Genomic DNA, 16739 nt, shown 5'->3' on the forward strand with positions numbered 1-16739 from the left:
CAGGCACAAAAAAAGACGTCCGTGGACGTCTTTAGATGATGAAGTGGTGGAGCCGGGGGGATTTGAACCCCCGTCCGCCAGTACTCCGCTGTCGGTACTACATGCGTAGCCGTGTCTATTAAGTTAACCCTCAGCGACCCGACGGGCAGGGTGCTTTGGGCGAGTTGTGTAAGTTTTAGCCGCTTCGTCCACAACGTACTGCACGGCGATTCTGTTCTATATGACAATCACTTTGGGTTTACAGACATCCCCTGATGATTGCTGGACCCGAAGGTACCAGGAGGGAAGGGCTAAGGCTGCTTACGCAGCGAGAGCGTATTCCCCGTAGGTTTCGTCATTGGCAACTATAGAAAGTTGCAACAGTGGATTTACGAGTTCTGTTACCAACTCGGCATGCACCTAAAGTTTCGCAACCGGCGTCGAATCCTAAACGGCCCCGAACCTGCTGTGTGTAACCAGCAGGCAAGCGCAGTGTACGCCAATGCGCGCGGCGAGTCGACCTTCTGTCCGTGCTTGCGTGTCAGAACCAACGCTGGATTGGCTCTGGTCTGGCCCTACTGACCGTGCGCGTGGCTTTGAATGTCCTGAAGCGCCTGCTGCGTCAGGGATACACACTCTTTGTCATTGTTGGCGGCGTGAGCCGCCTTGGCTTGTTCGGCTTTGGTGATCACGACACCTTTGGTGGCAGCGTCCAGTGTGGTAGTGCTGGACAGCTTGTTATTGACTTCCTGGAGCTTCATTACGCATTGATCGCTATCGTTTGAGGCGTATGCGGAGGAGGCCAGCATTGTTGCAGCGATGAGCAGTCCAGCCAGGGCGGAACGCTTCATGGATATCTCCTGGAAAGGGGGGGTGGGCCGCGCTGATCGGGGCTTAACAAATGGACTGTGATCGCGTGCAAGGGTTCTGTTTTTGCTGGCGTTGGGGTGAAAGATTTTTCCGGGAGGCGGGTGCGAAAAAGGAACAAGAAACGCCAGATGCCAGTCAGTTAAGACCAAATGCAATCTGTAGCAGCTGCCGAGCTCGCGAGGCTGCGAAGCAGTCGTGAGTCTGCCTGATGCTCCACAAGCTTAGGGTTTACATGGCTCTGAAGGCCAACCCGAAGGTTGGCCTTCAGTAGTTCTTAGCCTTTATCACCTTTGCCCGCGTTCTGGATCTCCTGCAGGGTTTGAGTGGTTTCGGAGATGCATTTTTTGGTGCCTTCCTCGGTGTTTTGCGCCTGGTAGGCCTTGGCCTGCTGGACACTTGCCTCGACGCGAGCACTCATTTCCGGCGCCAGGGTCTGGGTCTTGGCATTGGCGATGGCTTTCAGGTTGGTTGCACAGAGATCATCGCCGGCGGCAAACGAGGAGGAGGCCAGCATTGAGGCAGTAACGAACAGACCTAACAGCACTGAGCGTTTCATGGGTATCTCCTTGAACTGAGGGGCCAGGCATCGCTGGCCATCAGGACGGGCTGCCAATTTTGGGAAAGGCCCCGCGTTTGCGGGACTTGATCGGTGGACTGCGACGGTGCGTCAGGGTTCTATTTTTCTTCAGGTCGCCCTGGCCTGCGTTACTCGATCCACCAGATAGACCAGCCCGTGGTAGTCAATTCCGCCATGTTGTGTCAGACCGATCTCACAGGTGCGACTGGTGGAAATCCCCTCGCTGCATTGCTGTACCGCATCCTTGAGCGTGCGTAACGAATGGGCATTCAGTTCCGGGGTGGTGAAGCCCTTGTCGCCGGCAAAACCGCAGCAGTGAATGCCTTCCGGAATGACCACGTTTTTACTGCACTTGCGTGCAAGATCGATCAACGCCTGGCTCTCGCCGAGATGCTGAGTGCTGCACGTGACATGCACCGCGATTGGCGCTTCCTGGGGGGTGAAATCGAGACGATCCATCAAGTGAGTGCGGATGAAGCGCACGGGGTCGTACAAGTCCAGTCGCACGTCGCCCAGGTCCTGAACCAGCCGCAAGATGCAGGGGCTGGTGTCGCAATAGATCGGGTCGAGCCCGCCGCGGCTGGCGTGCAGCAGTGCGCCGATCAGTTCCTGGCGCTTGCGTTCGGCCTGTTCAGCGTAACCCTTGGAAGCAAACGGCTGACCGCAGCAGAGGTTGTCCTGATTGTCCGGGAAGACCACCTGATAACCGGCCTTCTCCAACAGACCACGGGTTTTTTCGTACAACGACATTTGCTCTTTATCACCCGCCGCAGGGCCCATGACCCGCGACACGCAGGCCGCCAGGTACACCACCCGAGGCCGCTCGTCCGACACGGTCGGGCTGAAACGGATGGCTCTTTCCGGCTGCGGCATGGCGTTGGTCCATTGCGGGATTTGACCCTTGGACAACCGCGTCAGCGATGCCGAAAGTTTTGCCAGGCGCGGTGCTCCCAATAGCATCCGCGCACCGTTGGCGACGTGCAGGGTGAAGCGCGCGCCTTGCAGCGCAGTTGCGAAATTTCCTTCAATCCAGTTGGCGGTTTTCGTATGCGTCGCTTTACGGCCGCGGAGTTTTTTCACCAACTCACCGGTGTTGATTCCTACAGGGCAACGTTGCGCACACAGGCCAGTGGCGGCGCAGGTGTCGATGCCTTGGTATTCGTAAGCGGCTTCGAGTTCGGTGGTGTCGACGCCTGCGCGCTTCTTGGCCTGGATATCTCGCCAGATCACGATGCGCTGGCGTGGGCTCAATGTCAGTCCTTTCGACGGGCACACCGGTTCGCAAAAGCCACACTCGATGCACTTATCCACAATCTCATCGGCGGCCGGCAACGGTTTCAGGTGCTTGAGGTGGATCTGTGGATCGTCGCTGAGCACCACGTCCGGGTTGAGAATGCCATTAGGGTCGAGCAGGCGTTTGAGCTGCCACATCAACTGATAAGCATCGCTGCCCCATTCCAGTTCGACGAAGGGCGCCATGTTGCGACCGGTGCCGTGTTCAGCCTTCAGCGAACCGCCGAATTCAACGGCCACCAATTGCGCCACGTCGTCCATGAACGCCTGGTAGCGTGCGACTTCTTCCGCACTGTTGAAGCCTTGGGTGAAGACGAAGTGCAGATTGCCTTCCAGGGCGTGTCCGAAAAGGATCGCTTCGTCGTAGTGATGTTTGTCGAATAGCTCGATCAGGCGGTTGACGCCACTGGCCAGCTGTTCCACCGGGAACGTCACGTCTTCGATGATCACCGTGGTGCCGGTTTTGCGCACCGCGCCGACGGCAGGGAAAGTGTCCTTACGAATCGCCCAGAGCCGGGCGTTTTCCACCGGGTCTTCGGTGAAGTCGACTTGCTTCTCCACTAGGAAACCCGTCAGCGATGCCATGATTTGCGTCAGCTGTTCCTGGAGCAAAGTGGAAGATGCGGCGCGGGATTCGATCAGCAGGGCGCAGGCATGGGTCGATAGTTGTTGTACGAAAGCCGGCATGCCGGGCTTGTCCTGCACTGAGCGCAGGCTGCGGCGATCCAGCAGTTCTACCGCCGACACCGGTTGGCTTTTCAGCACGGTGACGGCGTTGCAGCAGGTTTCTACGTCAGGGAACACGATCAACGCCGACGCCTTGTTCGGGTGGTCGATTACCGTGTCGTAGGTCACCGCACTGATAAACCCGAGCGTGCCTTCGGAGCCCACCAGCAAGTGGCTCAAGATATCCACAGGCTCGTCGAAATCCACCAGCGCATTGAGTGAAAGACCGGTGGTATTTTTCAGACGGTATTTGTGGCGAATTTTCGCGGCCAGTTCAGCGTTTGCGCGGGTCTCGCGGCCCAAAGTCGCCAGTTGTTCCAGCAACTCGGCGTGGCTCTCACGGAACGCCATCACACTGGCGGCATCTTCGGTATCGAGACGGCTGCCGTCAGCCAGTACCAGACGAATACCGGCCAGCGTGTGATAGGTGTTCTGCGCCGTGCCGCAGCACATGCCACTGGCGTTGTTGGCGACGATGCCGCCGATTTTGCAGGCGTTGATCGATGCCGGGTCTGGGCCGATCTTACGTCCGAACGGTGCCAGCCAGGCGTTGGCCTGGGCGCCAATCACGCCCGGTTGCAGACGGATTTGCGTGCCCTGACCTCGGATTTCGCGACCGTTCCAGTTATCACCCAGCACGATCAGCACCGAATCGCTGATGGCCTGGCCAGACAGGCTGGTGCCGGCTGCGCGGAAGGTCACCGGGACTTTATCCCGTTGTGCCAGTTTGAGTAGCGCCACCACTTCATCTTCGGACTCGACGCGAATCACCAGTTTCGGAATCAGCCGGTAGAAACTGGCGTCGGTGCCGAAGGCCAAGGTCGACAGCGGATCGTCGAAACGTCGCGTTTCAGGAATCAGTCGCTCTGCATCTCGCAGGAAAGCTACCGGTAGACTCATTGGTCCTCCAGGATCAGAACGACCAGATCTTTCGGGCCGTGGGCACCGTAAGCCAATACTTGTTCGATGTCGGCGGTCTTTGACGGGCCGGACACCAGCAAGGCGTTGGTCGGCATGCCTTGGGCCCATTCGAACTCCTGCTGCACCTGATAGAAGTTATCGCGGATTTCACTGGCCTTGAGCAGGGCGAAATGCACCGGCGGCACCAGGCTCATCAGGCGCGGTTCTTCCCGCGTCGGCCAGAGAATCAGGCTACCTGTCGCGGCGATTGCGCCGAGGGTGGTGGTCAGGCTGGCCGGGGTGTCGTTGAACAATTCGGCTTTCCATTCCTCGACCGGACGGTCGTAGGCTTTGAGCGCGGGCAGGCCAGGATTTTTCGCCCAATGCTGAGTGATGCGTTGACCGTGGGGTGTCGTCGGCGCAATCAACAGGCTCGGCAACTGGCGATCCTGCAGCAGTTGCGCCAGCAATTCGGGCCAGCCATCTCTGGACGTCAGATGAATTTCGGTGTGCACCGCTTCCATCAGTTTGCGCAGTTGCGGGATGCGTTGTTCTGGCGTGTAGGTGTAGGGCTCGGTCACCAATTCGATATCGAAGTTGTCAGGCACCGGTGTGGTGCCTGTCAGACTGTTGCGCAATTTGGCGAGGATATTTTGCTTGGCGCTCATCAGCGGTCTCCCTGTTTGGCCAGATGCTCGCGGGCCATGTCATGCAGTGAGCGGGCCGCGGGTTTCGGTGCGCTGTGGTTCTGGGTCCACGGGCCGACGTTGCTCGGGGTCAGCGCCCGCAGGCGAGTAGCGAAGAAGCCGAACAGACGATAGAGCGTTGGCGAGCTGTTGAGCTTCGCCCAGGCGTTCCAGATAAACCGTTCTTTGCGTGAGAACTTGCTGCCCTGGCCGCGCATGACTTGATGCGGGCTGTCCGGGGCTTTGACGTTCTCTTCCCGCAGGCGACGCAGCAATGCGGGGATCGGAATTTTTACCGGGCAGACTTCACCGCAAGCACCGCATAACGACGAGGCACTCGGGTGGTCGGGGACTTTCGCCAGGCCGACCATGTGCGGGGTGATGATTTTTCCGATAGGCCCAGGGTAAACCTCCCCATAGGCATGGCCGCCGATTCGGGTGTAGACCGGGCAATGATTCATACAGGCGCCGCAGCGGATGCAGTTCAGGGTCTGGCGCAATTCGCTGTCGGCGAAGGCTTGGCTGCGACCGTTGTCGAGCAATACCAGGTGCACTTCCTGCGGGCCGTCGAGTTCATGTTCCTTGCGCGGCCCGGAGATCATGTTGACGTAGGTGGTGATCGGTTGGCCGAGGGCCGAACGGGTCAGCAGCGACAACAGCGGTACAACGTCCCGCAGGTTTTCGACGACTTTCTCGATGCCCGTGACGGCAATGTGTACGGGCGGCACGGTGGTCGACATGCGCCCGTTGCCTTCGTTCTCCACCAACAGCAAAGTGCCGGTTTCGGCCACGGCGAAGTTGACGCCCGAGACGCCGATGTCTGCTTCGAAGAATTTCTGTCGCAAGACTTTGCGACCGATTTGAATGAGTTGGTCAACGTCCTTGGTGTACTCCACGCCAAGTTTGTCGTGGAACAAGGACGCGACCTGACCGGCATTCTTGTGGATCGCCGGCATAATGATGTGTGAAGGTTTCTCGTAGTCGAGCTGGACGATGAATTCGCCCATGTCCGACTCCAGGCATTCAATGCCTTGAGCCGCGAGGACATGGTTCATCTCCATCTCTTCGCTGACCATCGATTTGCCCTTGATCACTTGCCGCGCCTCGTGAGCGCGGATGATCGATAAGACGATGCCATTGGCCTCGTCCACCGTTTCCGCCCAGTGCACTGTCACACCGTTGCGGGTCAGGTTCTGTTCAAGCTGCTCGAGCAGGTCGGGCAACTTGGATAAAGCACGGGCGCGGACAGCATTGCCCAGCACTCGTAAATGTTCTCTTTCATGGGCATCGCTGAAGGACGCTGCCCGTTTGCTCATCAGTGAATCCATCGCACTGCGAAAGTTGTTTCGCAGTTGCATGTCAGCCAACGCCTTGTGCGCCCGGGCGCGAAAATCTTCTTCGACGGCAACCGTAGGAATAAGCGTGGAAGTGCTCATCGGGCACCTCCGGTACGCTGCCAAAGGAAGCTGGCCAGATGCTGACCGCGCAACGCTTCCTGCTGTTTCTCCAGCGAGCCATTGATGTTCATCAGGCAACCGCAGTCGGCACTCAGTACCTTGTGCGCGCCGGACTCCTTTAACGCTCGGGTCTTGTCAGCCACCATCGCGCCGGAAATATCTGGCATACGGACGCTGAAAGTCCCACCAAAGCCACAGCATTCACTTTCGTGGCTGTGGTCGACTCGCTCCACATTGCTTAGCTGCGCCAACAACTCACGGCCATGCAGGTGGGTATTCATTTCACGGCGTGCCGAGCACGACGTGTGCAGCGCCACTTTGACCGGTTCGCCGCTGTCCTTGAGCTGCACCTTGCAGACAAACAGCAGAAATTCGGCCAGCTCGTAAGTCCGGGCGGCCAGGGCCTGGACCTGCTTCAGCGTTTGCGGCTCGTCCTTGAACAAGTCGGCGTAGTGTTCGCGCAGCATCCCCGCGCAAGACCCCGACGGCACCACCACCGGATAATCACCGGCAAACAGCGCCAGTTGCGAGCGCGCCACGGTCCGGGCCTGTTCGGTGTAGCCCGAGGTGTAGGCCGGTTGCCCGCAGCAGCTTTGCCCTTGCGGGTATTCAACACGAATGCCTTCGCGTTCCAGTAGGTGGATCGCGTCCATCCCGGCTTCCGGGTAGAACAGATCCACCACGCAAGTCCCGAACAGGTAGACCCGTGATGGTTTTTTGCTGGGGTATTGCCGAGGCTCGGGCAGTGGCGGGGCGACGCGGGTCGCATTCGGCACAGCGTTGTAAAAAAGCTCGCTCATCAGGCGTGTCTCCGGGTGGTCCCGGTTATCCGTCCGCTGAGGCTGCTGAATATAGAGAGGGAAGCTTTCAGCAGCCTTGCAGACCCGGTTGTGAATAGCTGACGCCGGGGGCGTAACCCGGCGTCGGTTTTTTCCGTGTCGCGTGTAGTTCTTAGTGCACCAGCATGCCGGTGAACCAGTAGGCCTGAGCCAACGTGATCAGGCCGACGATCGTTGCAAAGAATAGGCTGTGCTTGAGGGTGAAGCGGAACAGATCCGATTCCTTGCCCACCAACCCGGTCGCGGCGCAGGCCACGGCGATCGATTGTGGCGAAATCATCTTGCCGGTCACGCCGCCGCTGGTATTCGCCGCCACCAGCAAGGTGTCGTTGACGCCGATCTGGTGCGCGGTGGTTGCTTGCAGTGAACTGAATAGTGCGTTGGACGAAGTATCCGAACCGGTCAGGAACACGCCGAGCCAGCCGAGGAATGGCGAGAAGAACGGGAATGCCGCACCCGTACCTGCCAGTACCAAAGCCATGGTCGACGACATGCCCGAGTAGTTGGTGACGAAGGCGAAGGCCAGCACCATACCGATGGACAAAATCGGCCAGCGCAGTTCGTAGACGGTCTCTTTAAAAGTGGTAAGACCAGTTTTTAGATTGATCTTCAATACCAGCATTGAGATCAGCGCAGAGAAGAAAATCGCCGTGCCGGTCGCGGAAATCGGATCGAGTTTGAACACCGCCGGAATCGCCGTCGGGGCGGTTACGATCGGGGCGACCTTGATCACCATTTGATCCAGATGCGGAATCGCGAAGTTGAACACCCAGCTATACATCGAGCCACCCGCAGCGAACATCGCCTTGAACGGTTTTAGCGTCCAGATGGTGACCAGTACGGTGAGGATCAGGAACGGCGACCAGGCTTTGAAAATTTCCCCCAGGCTGTAAGGCGAAGCCACGGTGGTGCGCGGTTGGCCGAAACCGCCGGCGCTGGCCACCACGGAAGCCGAGACGGCGCCGACGATGTGTTGGCCGGCGGCGCGTTTGGGCTGCCAGATTTTCAGGAACAGTGTCAGGGAAATCAGGCTGGCCAGCGCGGAAGTGATGTCCGGTAGTTCCGGGCCAATGAAGTTCGAGGTGAAGTATTGGGTGATGGCAAAGCTTAAACCCGCTACCAGCGCCGCCGGCCAGGTTTCCCGAACGCCGCGCAGGCCATCCATCATGAACACTAGCCAGAAAGGCACGAACAGCGACAGCAATGGCAGTTGGCGACCGGTCATAGCGCCGATCTTGAACGCGTCGATGCCGGTGACTTGCCCGGCGACGATGATCGGAATCCCCAAGGCGCCAAAAGCTACCGGCGCGGTGTTGGCGATCAGGCACAGGCCCGCGGCGTACAGCGGGTTGAAGCCCAGTCCCACCAGCAGCGCCGCGGTAATCGCTACCGGTGCGCCGAAACCGGCGGCACCTTCCAGGAAGGCGCCGAAGCAGAAACCGATCAGCAGTACTTGCAGGCGTTGGTCGTCAGTGATCGACAGCACTGAGCTGCGGATCACTTCGAACTGACCACTCTTGACCGTCAGTTTGTACAGGAACACCGCTGCCACGATGATCCACGCAATCGGCCATAAGCCGTAGGCGAAGCCATATCCGGCTGCCGCGAAGGCCATATCGACCGGCATCTGGAACGCGAAGATTGCCACCGCAATCGACAGCGCCAGGGTGATGCTGCCTGCCACGTGGCCTTTGAGGCGGAACACGGCCAAAGCCAGGAAGAAAAATACGATGGGGATGACGGCCGCGAGTGCGGACACGCCGAGACTGCCGAGCGGGCTGTAGAGCTGTTGCCAGGTTTGCATATGGGGTGGCCCCTAATTGTTGTTGGTCAGGCACTGGTCAGCGTTCTTGGTTAATTGGTAATACCAATTTACAATCGCTGTTGGCTAGGGTAAAAGCCTTGTATGCGGTGTGTCAATTTGCCGCCCTAAAACTTTTGTCGAATGAGCGGTGCAGAACGCATCTGATCTGTTCGATCAAACGTCGTCTGGTAGGTGCTGGTGCAGCACCAATAGGCCAGAATAGAGAGCCCGGCGAGCCGCCGGGATCGTGGAGAATTGAGTGATGGGGTTTGATCAGATTCGGCAGCGCCGTTTGTCTGACGATATTGTCGAGCAACTCGAGGGGATGATCCTCGAGGGCACATTGAAGGCTGGCGAACGCTTGCCGGCAGAGCGCGCGTTGGCCGAGCAATTCGGCGTGTCACGCCCTTCGTTGCGCGAAGCGATTCAGAAACTGACGGCCAAAGGGCTGCTGGTCAGTCGTCAGGGTGGCGGTAATTATGTGGTGGAATCCCTGGGCTCGACGTTCAGTGACCCGCTGTTGCATCTGCTGGAAAGCAACCCCGAGGCCCAGCGCGATTTGCTGGAGTTTCGTCATACGCTGGAAGCCTCCTGTGCTTACTACGCGGCATTGCGCGCCACCGACCTGGATCGCGAGCGGCTGACGGCGGCATTCGACGAATTGCAGGACTGCTATTCGCGTCATGACGAAGTGAGTCGGCTGGAAGAGGGCGCGGCGGACGCAAAATTTCACTTGGCGATCGCCGAGGCCAGTCATAACGCAGTGTTGTTACACACCATCCGTGGGCTGTTCGACCTGCTCAAGCGCAACGTGGTGACCAACATTGGCGGCATGTACAAACAGCGTTCAGAAACCCGCGACATGCTGATTGCGCAGCATCGGGAGTTGTACCTGGCGATTATCGAAGGAAAGGCGGAGCAGGCGCGGGAGGTTTCCAGTCGACACATTCTGTATGTACAGGAAGTGCTGGAAGAGGTGCGTCAGGAAGTGCAGCGCGTGGCTCGGGCGGAGCGGCGCAAGGGGATGTAGTCAATGATCGTTCCCACGCTCCGCGTGGGAATGCATGTCGTGACGCTCCGCGTCACAAAGCGAACGCAGAGCGTCCATCGCAGCATTCCCACGCAGAGCGTGGGAACGATCAGAGCGAGGAATTAATCTTCCTTGCCCTTGTTGCGCACCGCCCGCTGCAACTCACGACCGGCGTCGCGCTCGCGTTCGGTATCACGCTTGTCGTATTCCTTCTTGCCCTTGCCCAGAGCGATCTCGCACTTGACCATGTGCTTGCTCCAGTACCAGGACAGGCATACGCAGGCGTAACCTTTTTGCTGCACGGCAGCGGCCAGCTTTTCCAGCTCCCGCCGGTTGAGCAGCAATTTCCGGGTGCGGGTCGGATCGGCGATGACGTGGGTGCTGGCCGTCATCAACGGCGTAATGTGGCTGCCGAGCAGCCAGGCTTCGCCATCTTTGAGCAGCACGTAACTGTCAACCAGTTGTAGCTTGCTTGCCCGCAAACTTTTTACTTCCCAGCCGGCCAGGACCAGACCAGCCTCGAACTTATGTTCGATGAAGTAATCGTGTCGCGCCTTTTTGTTCTGCGCGATGGTCCCTGTTGGGTGTTTCTTCTGTTTAGCCATAGGGGCGGCATTATAGGGAGTTGCAAGCGAGTCGGCTACGGTATCGCTGCGTGCTTGAGCAGGTTGATTGAATCCCGGACAATGCGGCCTCTTTTTTGAACGCTTGGGCGTGATAACGATGTCGACAGACAAGGTTTCTGTCCACGGCAGTTGGGCTAGCCGCTGGGTCTTCATACTCGCCGCGACCGGTTCGGCCGTGGGTTTGGGTAGTATCTGGAAATTCCCTTACATGGTCGGCGTCTACGGTGGCGGAGCCTTCGTTCTGATGTTCCTGGCCTGTATCGCGCTGATCGGTGTGCCCGTGATGCTGGCCGAAACCCTGATCGGCCGGCGCGCACGGCAGAGCCCGGCCAATGCCTTGAAGGTCCTGGCGCTGGAAGCGGGGCATTCGGCGAAGTGGTCCTGGGGGGCGTTTGCCGGGATGATCACGGCATTGCTGATTCTGTCTTTCTATAGTGTGGTCGGCGGCTGGTCGCTGGACTACATCATCGACATGGGGCGTGGCGACTTCCAGGGGGCGACGCCTGATCAGGTCGGCGCCTACTTCGGCAATGTGATCGCCGACCCGTGGCGCCTGACACTTTGGCACACGATTTTCATGCTCCTCTCCGCCGTGGTGATCGCCAAAGGCGTGGTCGCCGGGCTGGAGCGCAGCCTGCGAATCATGATGCCGCTGCTGTTCGTGATGGTGATTGTCCTGCTGGGCTACAGCATGACCACCGGCCACTTCATGCAGGGCGTGCATTTCATGTTCGACTTCCACCCGGAAAAAGTGCTCGACGGCTTGCTGCCGGCCATGGGGCACGCGTTCTTCTCCCTGAGCGTGGGCGTCGGTTCGATCATGATCTACGGTGCTTATATGCCGAAGAGCTCGTCGATTTCCGGCACCATTGTCGGTGTGGCGCTGCTCGATACTTTCGTTTCTCTGGTCGCCGGTCTGGCATTGTTTCCGATTGTGTTCGCTGCCGGCCTGAACCCGAGCGAAGGCCCTGGCCTGATGTTCGTCAGCCTGCCATTTGCCTTTGGCAACGTAGCGTTCGGCCAATTGATGGGCGTAGTGTTCTTCGTGCTGGTAGCGATTGCGGCCTGGAGTTCGGCGATTTCCCTGCTCGAGCCAATGGTGGCTTACCTGGTTGAGCGCACGAAGATCAGTCGTGCCTGGGTTACCTTCTGGTTGGCATTCATCTGCTGGTTCGTCGGTCTGGGTACGGTGTTTTCCTTCAATATCTGGAAGCAAGCCAAGTTTTTCGTGAACGAAGGCGGGATGTTCCACCTCTATCAATGGGGAGCCGCCGGTGGTCTGGACTTCTTCGGTGTGATCGATTTCTTCACCTCGCGGATCATGTTGCCACTCGGTGGTTTGTGTTTCGTGGTGTTTGCGGGCTGGGTGATGGGGCGTGAAGCGGTGCGCGACGAATTGTCGATCCGCCGTCCGGTGCTGTTCGCCTTGTCCCTGTTCTTGATGCGCTATGTGGCGCCCATCGGCATTCTTGTAGTGTTTGCCGCCCAGCTGTGGAAGTAACGCTGACATGACGACACACATTCAACGTTCGGCCCTGCTGCCGTATCCGGCACAAGCGCTGTATGACCTGGTCAACGATGTGGCCCGCTATCCGGAATTCCTGCCGTGGTGCTCGTCGGCGCAAGTCCTGGAAAGCACCCCTGAGCTTATGCGAGCCAGCGTCGGCGTGGCCAAGGGTGGCCTGAGTCAGCATTTCGTGACGCGTAATACCCTGGTGCCCGGGCATTCGATCGAGATGAACCTCGAAGAAGGTCCGTTCAGCCAGTTGCATGGCATCTGGGTGTTCAAGCCGTTGGGCGAGAAGGCCTGCAAGATCAGTCTGGACTTGTCATTCGACTACTCGGGACCGCTGGTACGTGCGACGTTGGGGCCTTTGTTCAATCAGGCGGCGAATACGCTGATGGACGCGTTTTGCCAGCGTGCGAAACAGATGCATGGTTGAGGCCGTGATCAAGGTTGAAGTGGTGTATGCCGCTGTTGATCGTCAGGTATTGCTGACCGTAACGGTGCCGGTGGGTGCAACAGTGCGAGATGCGTTGCTCAAATCCGGCCTGAACAGCGAATTCCCTGAGCTGGATCTGGCCAGTTGTCCGGTTGGAATCTTTGGCAAGGTGATTGCTGAACCGGCCAATCGTCCGGTTCAGGCAGGGGATCGCCTCGAGATTTACCGGCCGTTGCTTGCCGATCCGAAAGAAGTTCGCCGGTTGCGCGCCGCCAAGGCGGCGGAGGCCAAAGCCCGGAATCAGTGATCCGGCTAAACGCCAGGCGATAAAAAACCCGGACATGCCGGGTTTTTTATTGCGTCGCAAATTATTGCGGCGAGGTTTCCAGCGGTTCTGGCGTCGGGACTGGAACGGTTTCCACGTTGTCCACGTCCTTCTGGATCTGATCCAGCAACGACCCAGGCTTGACCGGTTTTTCTGGCTTCGGCTTCTCGGCGTTTTCGGCAGGTGCGGTCACGGTAGTGTCGCTGTCCTTGCCGAGAATGGCTTCGTCGCGGCTCACGCCAGGCATGAAATCGCCAGAGAGGCTGACAAGTTGGTCATTTGGGTTGAAGATAACGCTAATGCGTTCCTGTTGGCGTTCTCCGCCACCCGGTTGCAGGCTGTAGAGATAATCCCAGCGATCGGCATGGAACGTGTCAGTCAGCAGAGGGTTACCCATGATAAACCGTACTTGCCGGCGGGTCATTCCCGGGCGTAACTGGTCTATCATGTCCTGCGTGACGACATTGCCCTGCTGGATGTCGATTTTGTAAACCCCGGGGAATGAACAACCGGCGAGTGCGAGCAGTCCCACAAAGGTGAAACTGGTTAGCAAGAGCTTGGTGTTTTGCATCGGTGGGCGACTTCCACTATCTTGGCTGGGACAACGTAAACGCCGATCATACCCGCATTAAGAGAAGCTGCGAAGCAGCATCGCGAGAAAGCTGACCATGGTTGAAAATAGCGAACTACGCAAAGCCGGCCTCAAAGTGACCCTTCCACGGGTCAAAATTCTGCAAATGCTCGATTCCGCCGAGCAACGCCACATGAGTGCTGAGGATGTCTACAAGGCGCTGATGGAGGCTGGTGAGGACGTCGGTCTGGCCACGGTTTACCGTGTCCTGACCCAGTTCGAGGCAGCTGGCCTTGTGGTGCGGCACAACTTCGACGGAGGCCATGCGGTCTTCGAGCTGGACGACGGCAAGCATCACGACCATATGGTCAACGTCGAGACCAGTGAAGTGATCGAATTCTTCGACGAAGAGATCGAGCGGCTGCAGAAAGCAATCGTCGACAAGTATGGCTTCGAGATGGTTGATCACAATCTTGTACTGTACGTGCGCAAGAAAAAGTAAGCATGTCGCGCGAACTTCAGGTTCGCGAAACGAACGAAGGCGACCCCAGGGTCGCCTTCGTGCTTTCTGCGGTTCTTAAATTTTCGCGGTTACGACCATTTTTTTCGCGTGAGCCAGTGATTCCTTGGTGAGATCGATGCCCCCGAGCATTCGTGCCACTTCTTCGACACGATCGGTCTTGCTCAGTTTGGAGACGGCTGTATGCGTGGCGTCTTCACCGCGGACCTTGTGTACAAATAGATGTTGATGCCCCTGCGCCGCCACTTGCGGCAAGTGAGTCACGGTCAGGACCTGCCCACGCTCCCCGAGGCGTCGCAGCAATTGACCGACAATTTCGGCAGTCGGGCCGCCGATACCCACATCCACTTCATCGAACACCAAGGTGGGTACGCGGGAGGTCTGTGCGGTGATCACCTGAATCGCCAGGCTGATGCGCGACAGTTCGCCACCCGACGCCACTTTTGCCAGGGCTTTTAATGGTTGCCCCGGGTTGGCGCTTACCAGCAGTTCTACTTGTTCGAGTCCATTGGGCAGCAGTTCGTCGCTGCTGTTGGGGCGCAGCTCGATGGTGAAGCGGCCGCCGGGCATGCCCAGGCGCTGGATTTCCTGTTCTACGGCACTGGCCAGGCTGCTTGAGGCTTGATGCCGCAGATCGCTCAGCTCCCGCGCCTTCTCCTGATAATGGCGGGCGTAGGAGGCTAGCTCATCGCTCAGTCGTTCAATGGATTCGTCGTTGGCATTCAGGGTTTCGATTTCATCGAGTAGCTTCTGCTGCATCTCAGCGACCTCGGTCGGCTGGATGCGGTGTTTGCGCGCCAGGGTGTAGATGGCATCGAGGCGCTCTTCCAGGTATTGAAGGCGCGCCGGATCGGCGTCGAAATTGTCGAGAAAACGGTTCAGCTCGCCTACGGCTTCTTCAACCTGAATCTGCGCGCTGGTCAGCAGGCTGCTGGCTTCGCCCAAGGCGCCGATCGAATTGTTCACGCTCGATAGGCGATTAAGGCTGGCGGTGAGCGCGTTCAGTACGTTGCCAGAATCACTTTCGCTGCATTGTTCGACCACTTGCCGGCAAATGCCCAGCAGGGTTTCGGCGTTAGTCAGGTTCTTGTGCTCCTGTTCCAGCTGCTCCAGCTCGGTTTCGCCGAGGCCTAGGTTTTCCAGTTCTTCAAGTTGATAGCTGAGCAATTGATGGCGGGCGCGCTGTTCGTCGCCGGAGTTGGAAAGGCGTTCCAGTTCCTGGCGGGTCTGGCGCCAGCGTTGGGCGGCCAGTTGCACCTGGCGGGCGAGGTCCGTCGCGCCGGCGTATTCGTCGAGCAGGCGGCGATGGGTATCGGTTTTGAGCAGGGACTGGTGTTCGTGCTGGCTGTGGATATCGATCAGCAACTCGCCCAGGGCCTTCAAGTCGCCGAGAGGGCAGGGGGTGCCGTTGATATAACCGCGCGAGCGCCCTTCGGCGGTGATCACGCGACGCAAAATGCACGGGCCGTCGTTTTCGAGGTCGCGTTCCGCCAGCCAGGCACTGGCTTCCGGGATGTCGATCAGGTCGAAAGTGGCCAGGATATCGGCCTTGTCGGCGCCCGGGCGGACCACGCCGCTGTCGGCGCGATCGCCCAGGGTCAGGCCCAGGGCGTCGAGCATGATCGATTTGCCGGCGCCGGTTTCTCCTGTGATCACGCTCATCCCGCGATCGAGTTCGAGATCGAGATGTTCAACGATGGCGTAGTTATGTACGGACAGGTGCACCAGCATAAAGGCCGCTCCCAGGCTTTAGGTCTGGTTATTTATACAGTGTTTTGTTTCGGGCTGACAATGCCCCCTCTTAGGTCGATTTGCTTGATTTGAGGAAATCCTTAGTGCGATGAGGAATGACAATGCAGCTGTTTTTTGTAGGGGTAATCATCAAATAGCCCTTGAAGCTGAATTTTGCGGCCCCATATACCGGGGCAGAAGCGCGAGTTGAGCTCGCGGACGATATTGGAAGGAGAAATCTATGGCTGACGAACAGACAGTGGATACGCAAAATCTAGACGCCAACCAGGGCCCCGAGGCTTCGGGTGAAGACCTGGCGGCTCGTGTACAAGTGCTCGAAGAGCAATTGGCTGGTGCGCAGGATCAGGCTTTGCGTGTAGCCGCCGATCTGCAGAACGTCCGCCGCCGTGCCGAGCAGGACGTTGAAAAGGCTCACAAATTCGCCCTGGAAAAGTTCGCTGGCGACCTGCTGCCGATCATCGACAGCCTGGAGCGTGGCCTGGAGCTGTCCAACCCTGACGACGAAAACATTCGTCCGATGCGCGAAGGGATCGAACTGACCCTGAAAATGTTCCAGGACACCCTGAAACGCTATCACCTGGAAGCGATCGATCCTGAAGGCGAACCCTTCAACGCCTCGCATCACCAGGCAATGGCCATGCAGGAAAGCGCCGACGTCGAGCCAAACAGCGTGCTCAAGGTGTTTCAGAAGGGCTACCAGCTTCACGGTCGCCTGCTGCGCCCGGCCATGGTCGTGGTCAGCAAGGCACCTGCACCGGTTTCGCCTTCGATTGACGAGCAGGCTTGAAATTAGCCGCAAGGCCCCCATTTAGAAGTCAAGCGTTTAAGTGCTACCGCAGTC

The 16739-nt window shown here is 58.5% G+C and carries 16 protein-coding genes and 1 other RNA gene; 6 read left to right on the plus strand and 11 right to left on the minus strand.

Features of this window, described 5'->3' with window-relative positions:
- Positions 1-44: 44 nt before the first annotated feature.
- From ssrA to ACZ89R_RS22135, 8 genes are all read right to left on the minus strand, one after another.
- Positions 45-438: a transfer-messenger RNA gene (gene ssrA, locus ACZ89R_RS22100) on the minus strand.
- Between the two features lie 116 nt (positions 439-554).
- On the minus strand, positions 555-830 hold the full coding sequence (locus ACZ89R_RS22105) for a hypothetical protein (protein ID WP_429544569.1): 276 nt from the start codon (positions 828-830) through the stop codon (positions 555-557).
- 293 nt (positions 831-1123) lie between these two features.
- Complete coding sequence (locus ACZ89R_RS22110; protein WP_123498856.1) at positions 1124-1405, minus strand: hypothetical protein; 282 nt, start codon at positions 1403-1405, stop codon at positions 1124-1126.
- A 129-nt stretch (positions 1406-1534) separates the two neighbouring features.
- Positions 1535-4345, minus strand: coding sequence for an FAD-binding and (Fe-S)-binding domain-containing protein (locus tag ACZ89R_RS22115; RefSeq protein WP_429544568.1), 2811 nt, complete (start codon positions 4343-4345; stop codon positions 1535-1537).
- The gene (locus ACZ89R_RS22120) at positions 4342-5013 is read right to left on the minus strand and encodes a LutC/YkgG family protein (RefSeq protein WP_429544567.1); all 672 of its coding nucleotides are present in this window, start codon (positions 5011-5013) and stop codon (positions 4342-4344) included. The genes ACZ89R_RS22115 and ACZ89R_RS22120 overlap by 4 nt, the downstream gene beginning before the upstream one ends.
- Complete coding sequence (locus tag ACZ89R_RS22125; RefSeq protein WP_429544566.1) at positions 5013-6467, minus strand: LutB/LldF family L-lactate oxidation iron-sulfur protein; 1455 nt, start codon at positions 6465-6467, stop codon at positions 5013-5015. The genes ACZ89R_RS22120 and ACZ89R_RS22125 overlap by 1 nt, the downstream gene beginning before the upstream one ends.
- Positions 6464-7288 (minus strand): (Fe-S)-binding protein, encoded by an 825-nt coding sequence (locus tag ACZ89R_RS22130; protein WP_429544565.1) that lies wholly within the window; start codon positions 7286-7288, stop codon positions 6464-6466. The genes ACZ89R_RS22125 and ACZ89R_RS22130 overlap by 4 nt, the downstream gene beginning before the upstream one ends.
- A gap of 151 nt (positions 7289-7439) precedes the next feature.
- Positions 7440-9131: a lactate permease LctP family transporter gene (locus ACZ89R_RS22135; RefSeq protein WP_192346350.1), complete on the minus strand. Its 1692-nt coding sequence runs from the start codon at positions 9129-9131 to the stop codon at positions 7440-7442.
- Between the two features lie 262 nt (positions 9132-9393).
- On the opposite strand from ACZ89R_RS22135, the gene ACZ89R_RS22140 reads away from it, so the two are divergent.
- Complete coding sequence (locus ACZ89R_RS22140; RefSeq protein ID WP_218398641.1) at positions 9394-10161, plus strand: GntR family transcriptional regulator; 768 nt, start codon at positions 9394-9396, stop codon at positions 10159-10161.
- 122 nt (positions 10162-10283) lie between these two features.
- Here ACZ89R_RS22140 and smpB read toward each other — a convergent pair whose 3' ends face one another.
- Positions 10284-10766 (minus strand): SsrA-binding protein SmpB, encoded by a 483-nt coding sequence (gene smpB, locus ACZ89R_RS22145; RefSeq protein ID WP_007900551.1) that lies wholly within the window; start codon positions 10764-10766, stop codon positions 10284-10286.
- Positions 10767-10884: 118 nt separating this feature from the next.
- Here smpB and ACZ89R_RS22150 point away from each other — a divergent pair, with 118 nt between their 5' ends.
- From ACZ89R_RS22150 to ACZ89R_RS22160, 3 genes are read left to right on the plus strand one after another with little or no spacing between them, the layout of a single operon-like run.
- Positions 10885-12288 (plus strand): sodium-dependent transporter, encoded by a 1404-nt coding sequence (locus tag ACZ89R_RS22150; RefSeq protein ID WP_429544564.1) that lies wholly within the window; start codon positions 10885-10887, stop codon positions 12286-12288.
- A 7-nt stretch (positions 12289-12295) separates the two neighbouring features.
- Positions 12296-12730, plus strand: coding sequence for a type II toxin-antitoxin system RatA family toxin (locus ACZ89R_RS22155; RefSeq protein WP_123498870.1), 435 nt, complete (start codon positions 12296-12298; stop codon positions 12728-12730).
- Positions 12723-13037 (plus strand): RnfH family protein, encoded by a 315-nt coding sequence (locus ACZ89R_RS22160; protein ID WP_429544563.1) that lies wholly within the window; start codon positions 12723-12725, stop codon positions 13035-13037. Before ACZ89R_RS22155 ends, ACZ89R_RS22160 begins: the two co-directional genes overlap by 8 nt.
- 61 nt (positions 13038-13098) lie before the next feature.
- Here the strand turns inward: ACZ89R_RS22160 and ACZ89R_RS22165 are convergent, their stop codons facing one another.
- Complete coding sequence (locus tag ACZ89R_RS22165; RefSeq protein ID WP_007900538.1) at positions 13099-13626, minus strand: outer membrane protein assembly factor BamE; 528 nt, start codon at positions 13624-13626, stop codon at positions 13099-13101.
- A gap of 97 nt (positions 13627-13723) precedes the next feature.
- Between ACZ89R_RS22165 and fur the strand changes: the two genes are divergently transcribed.
- Positions 13724-14128: a ferric iron uptake transcriptional regulator gene (gene fur / locus ACZ89R_RS22170; RefSeq protein WP_003197684.1), complete on the plus strand. Its 405-nt coding sequence runs from the start codon at positions 13724-13726 to the stop codon at positions 14126-14128.
- Between the two features lie 75 nt (positions 14129-14203).
- Here fur and recN read toward each other — a convergent pair whose 3' ends face one another.
- Positions 14204-15877: a DNA repair protein RecN gene (recN, locus tag ACZ89R_RS22175; protein ID WP_008067195.1), complete on the minus strand. Its 1674-nt coding sequence runs from the start codon at positions 15875-15877 to the stop codon at positions 14204-14206.
- Between the two features lie 241 nt (positions 15878-16118).
- Here recN and grpE point away from each other — a divergent pair, with 241 nt between their 5' ends.
- Positions 16119-16685, plus strand: a complete 567-nt coding sequence (gene grpE / locus ACZ89R_RS22180) for a nucleotide exchange factor GrpE (RefSeq protein WP_007900531.1) — start codon at positions 16119-16121, stop codon at positions 16683-16685.
- Positions 16686-16739 lie beyond the last annotated feature (54 nt).

Source organism: Pseudomonas sp. TE3728 (assembly GCF_056279145.1).

Excerpts from the sequence above, each read along its gene's own strand:
- ACZ89R_RS22140 (WP_218398641.1), top strand. The coding sequence starts at position 9,394 with ATGGGGTTTGATCAGATTCGGCAGCGCCGTTTGTCTGACGATATTGTC.
- ACZ89R_RS22110 (WP_123498856.1), bottom strand. The coding sequence starts at position 1,405 with ATGAAACGCTCAGTGCTGTTAGGTCTGTTCGTTACTGCCTCAATGCTG.
- ACZ89R_RS22165 (WP_007900538.1), bottom strand. The coding sequence starts at position 13,626 with ATGCAAAACACCAAGCTCTTGCTAACCAGTTTCACCTTTGTGGGACTG.
- ACZ89R_RS22160 (WP_429544563.1), top strand. The coding sequence starts at position 12,723 with ATGGTTGAGGCCGTGATCAAGGTTGAAGTGGTGTATGCCGCTGTTGAT.
- ACZ89R_RS22105 (WP_429544569.1), bottom strand. The coding sequence starts at position 830 with ATGAAGCGTTCCGCCCTGGCTGGACTGCTCATCGCTGCAACAATGCTG.
- ACZ89R_RS22150 (WP_429544564.1), top strand. The coding sequence starts at position 10,885 with ATGTCGACAGACAAGGTTTCTGTCCACGGCAGTTGGGCTAGCCGCTGG.
- ACZ89R_RS22120 (WP_429544567.1), bottom strand. The coding sequence starts at position 5,013 with ATGAGCGCCAAGCAAAATATCCTCGCCAAATTGCGCAACAGTCTGACA.
- grpE (WP_007900531.1), top strand. The coding sequence starts at position 16,119 with ATGGCTGACGAACAGACAGTGGATACGCAAAATCTAGACGCCAACCAG.
- ACZ89R_RS22155 (WP_123498870.1), top strand. The coding sequence starts at position 12,296 with ATGACGACACACATTCAACGTTCGGCCCTGCTGCCGTATCCGGCACAA.
- recN (WP_008067195.1), bottom strand. The coding sequence starts at position 15,877 with ATGCTGGTGCACCTGTCCGTACATAACTACGCCATCGTTGAACATCTC.
- fur (WP_003197684.1), top strand. The coding sequence starts at position 13,724 with ATGGTTGAAAATAGCGAACTACGCAAAGCCGGCCTCAAAGTGACCCTT.
- ACZ89R_RS22115 (WP_429544568.1), bottom strand. The coding sequence starts at position 4,345 with ATGAGTCTACCGGTAGCTTTCCTGCGAGATGCAGAGCGACTGATTCCT.
- smpB (WP_007900551.1), bottom strand. The coding sequence starts at position 10,766 with ATGGCTAAACAGAAGAAACACCCAACAGGGACCATCGCGCAGAACAAA.
- ACZ89R_RS22130 (WP_429544565.1), bottom strand. The coding sequence starts at position 7,288 with ATGAGCGAGCTTTTTTACAACGCTGTGCCGAATGCGACCCGCGTCGCC.
- ACZ89R_RS22135 (WP_192346350.1), bottom strand. The coding sequence starts at position 9,131 with ATGCAAACCTGGCAACAGCTCTACAGCCCGCTCGGCAGTCTCGGCGTG.
- ACZ89R_RS22125 (WP_429544566.1), bottom strand. The coding sequence starts at position 6,467 with ATGAGCACTTCCACGCTTATTCCTACGGTTGCCGTCGAAGAAGATTTT.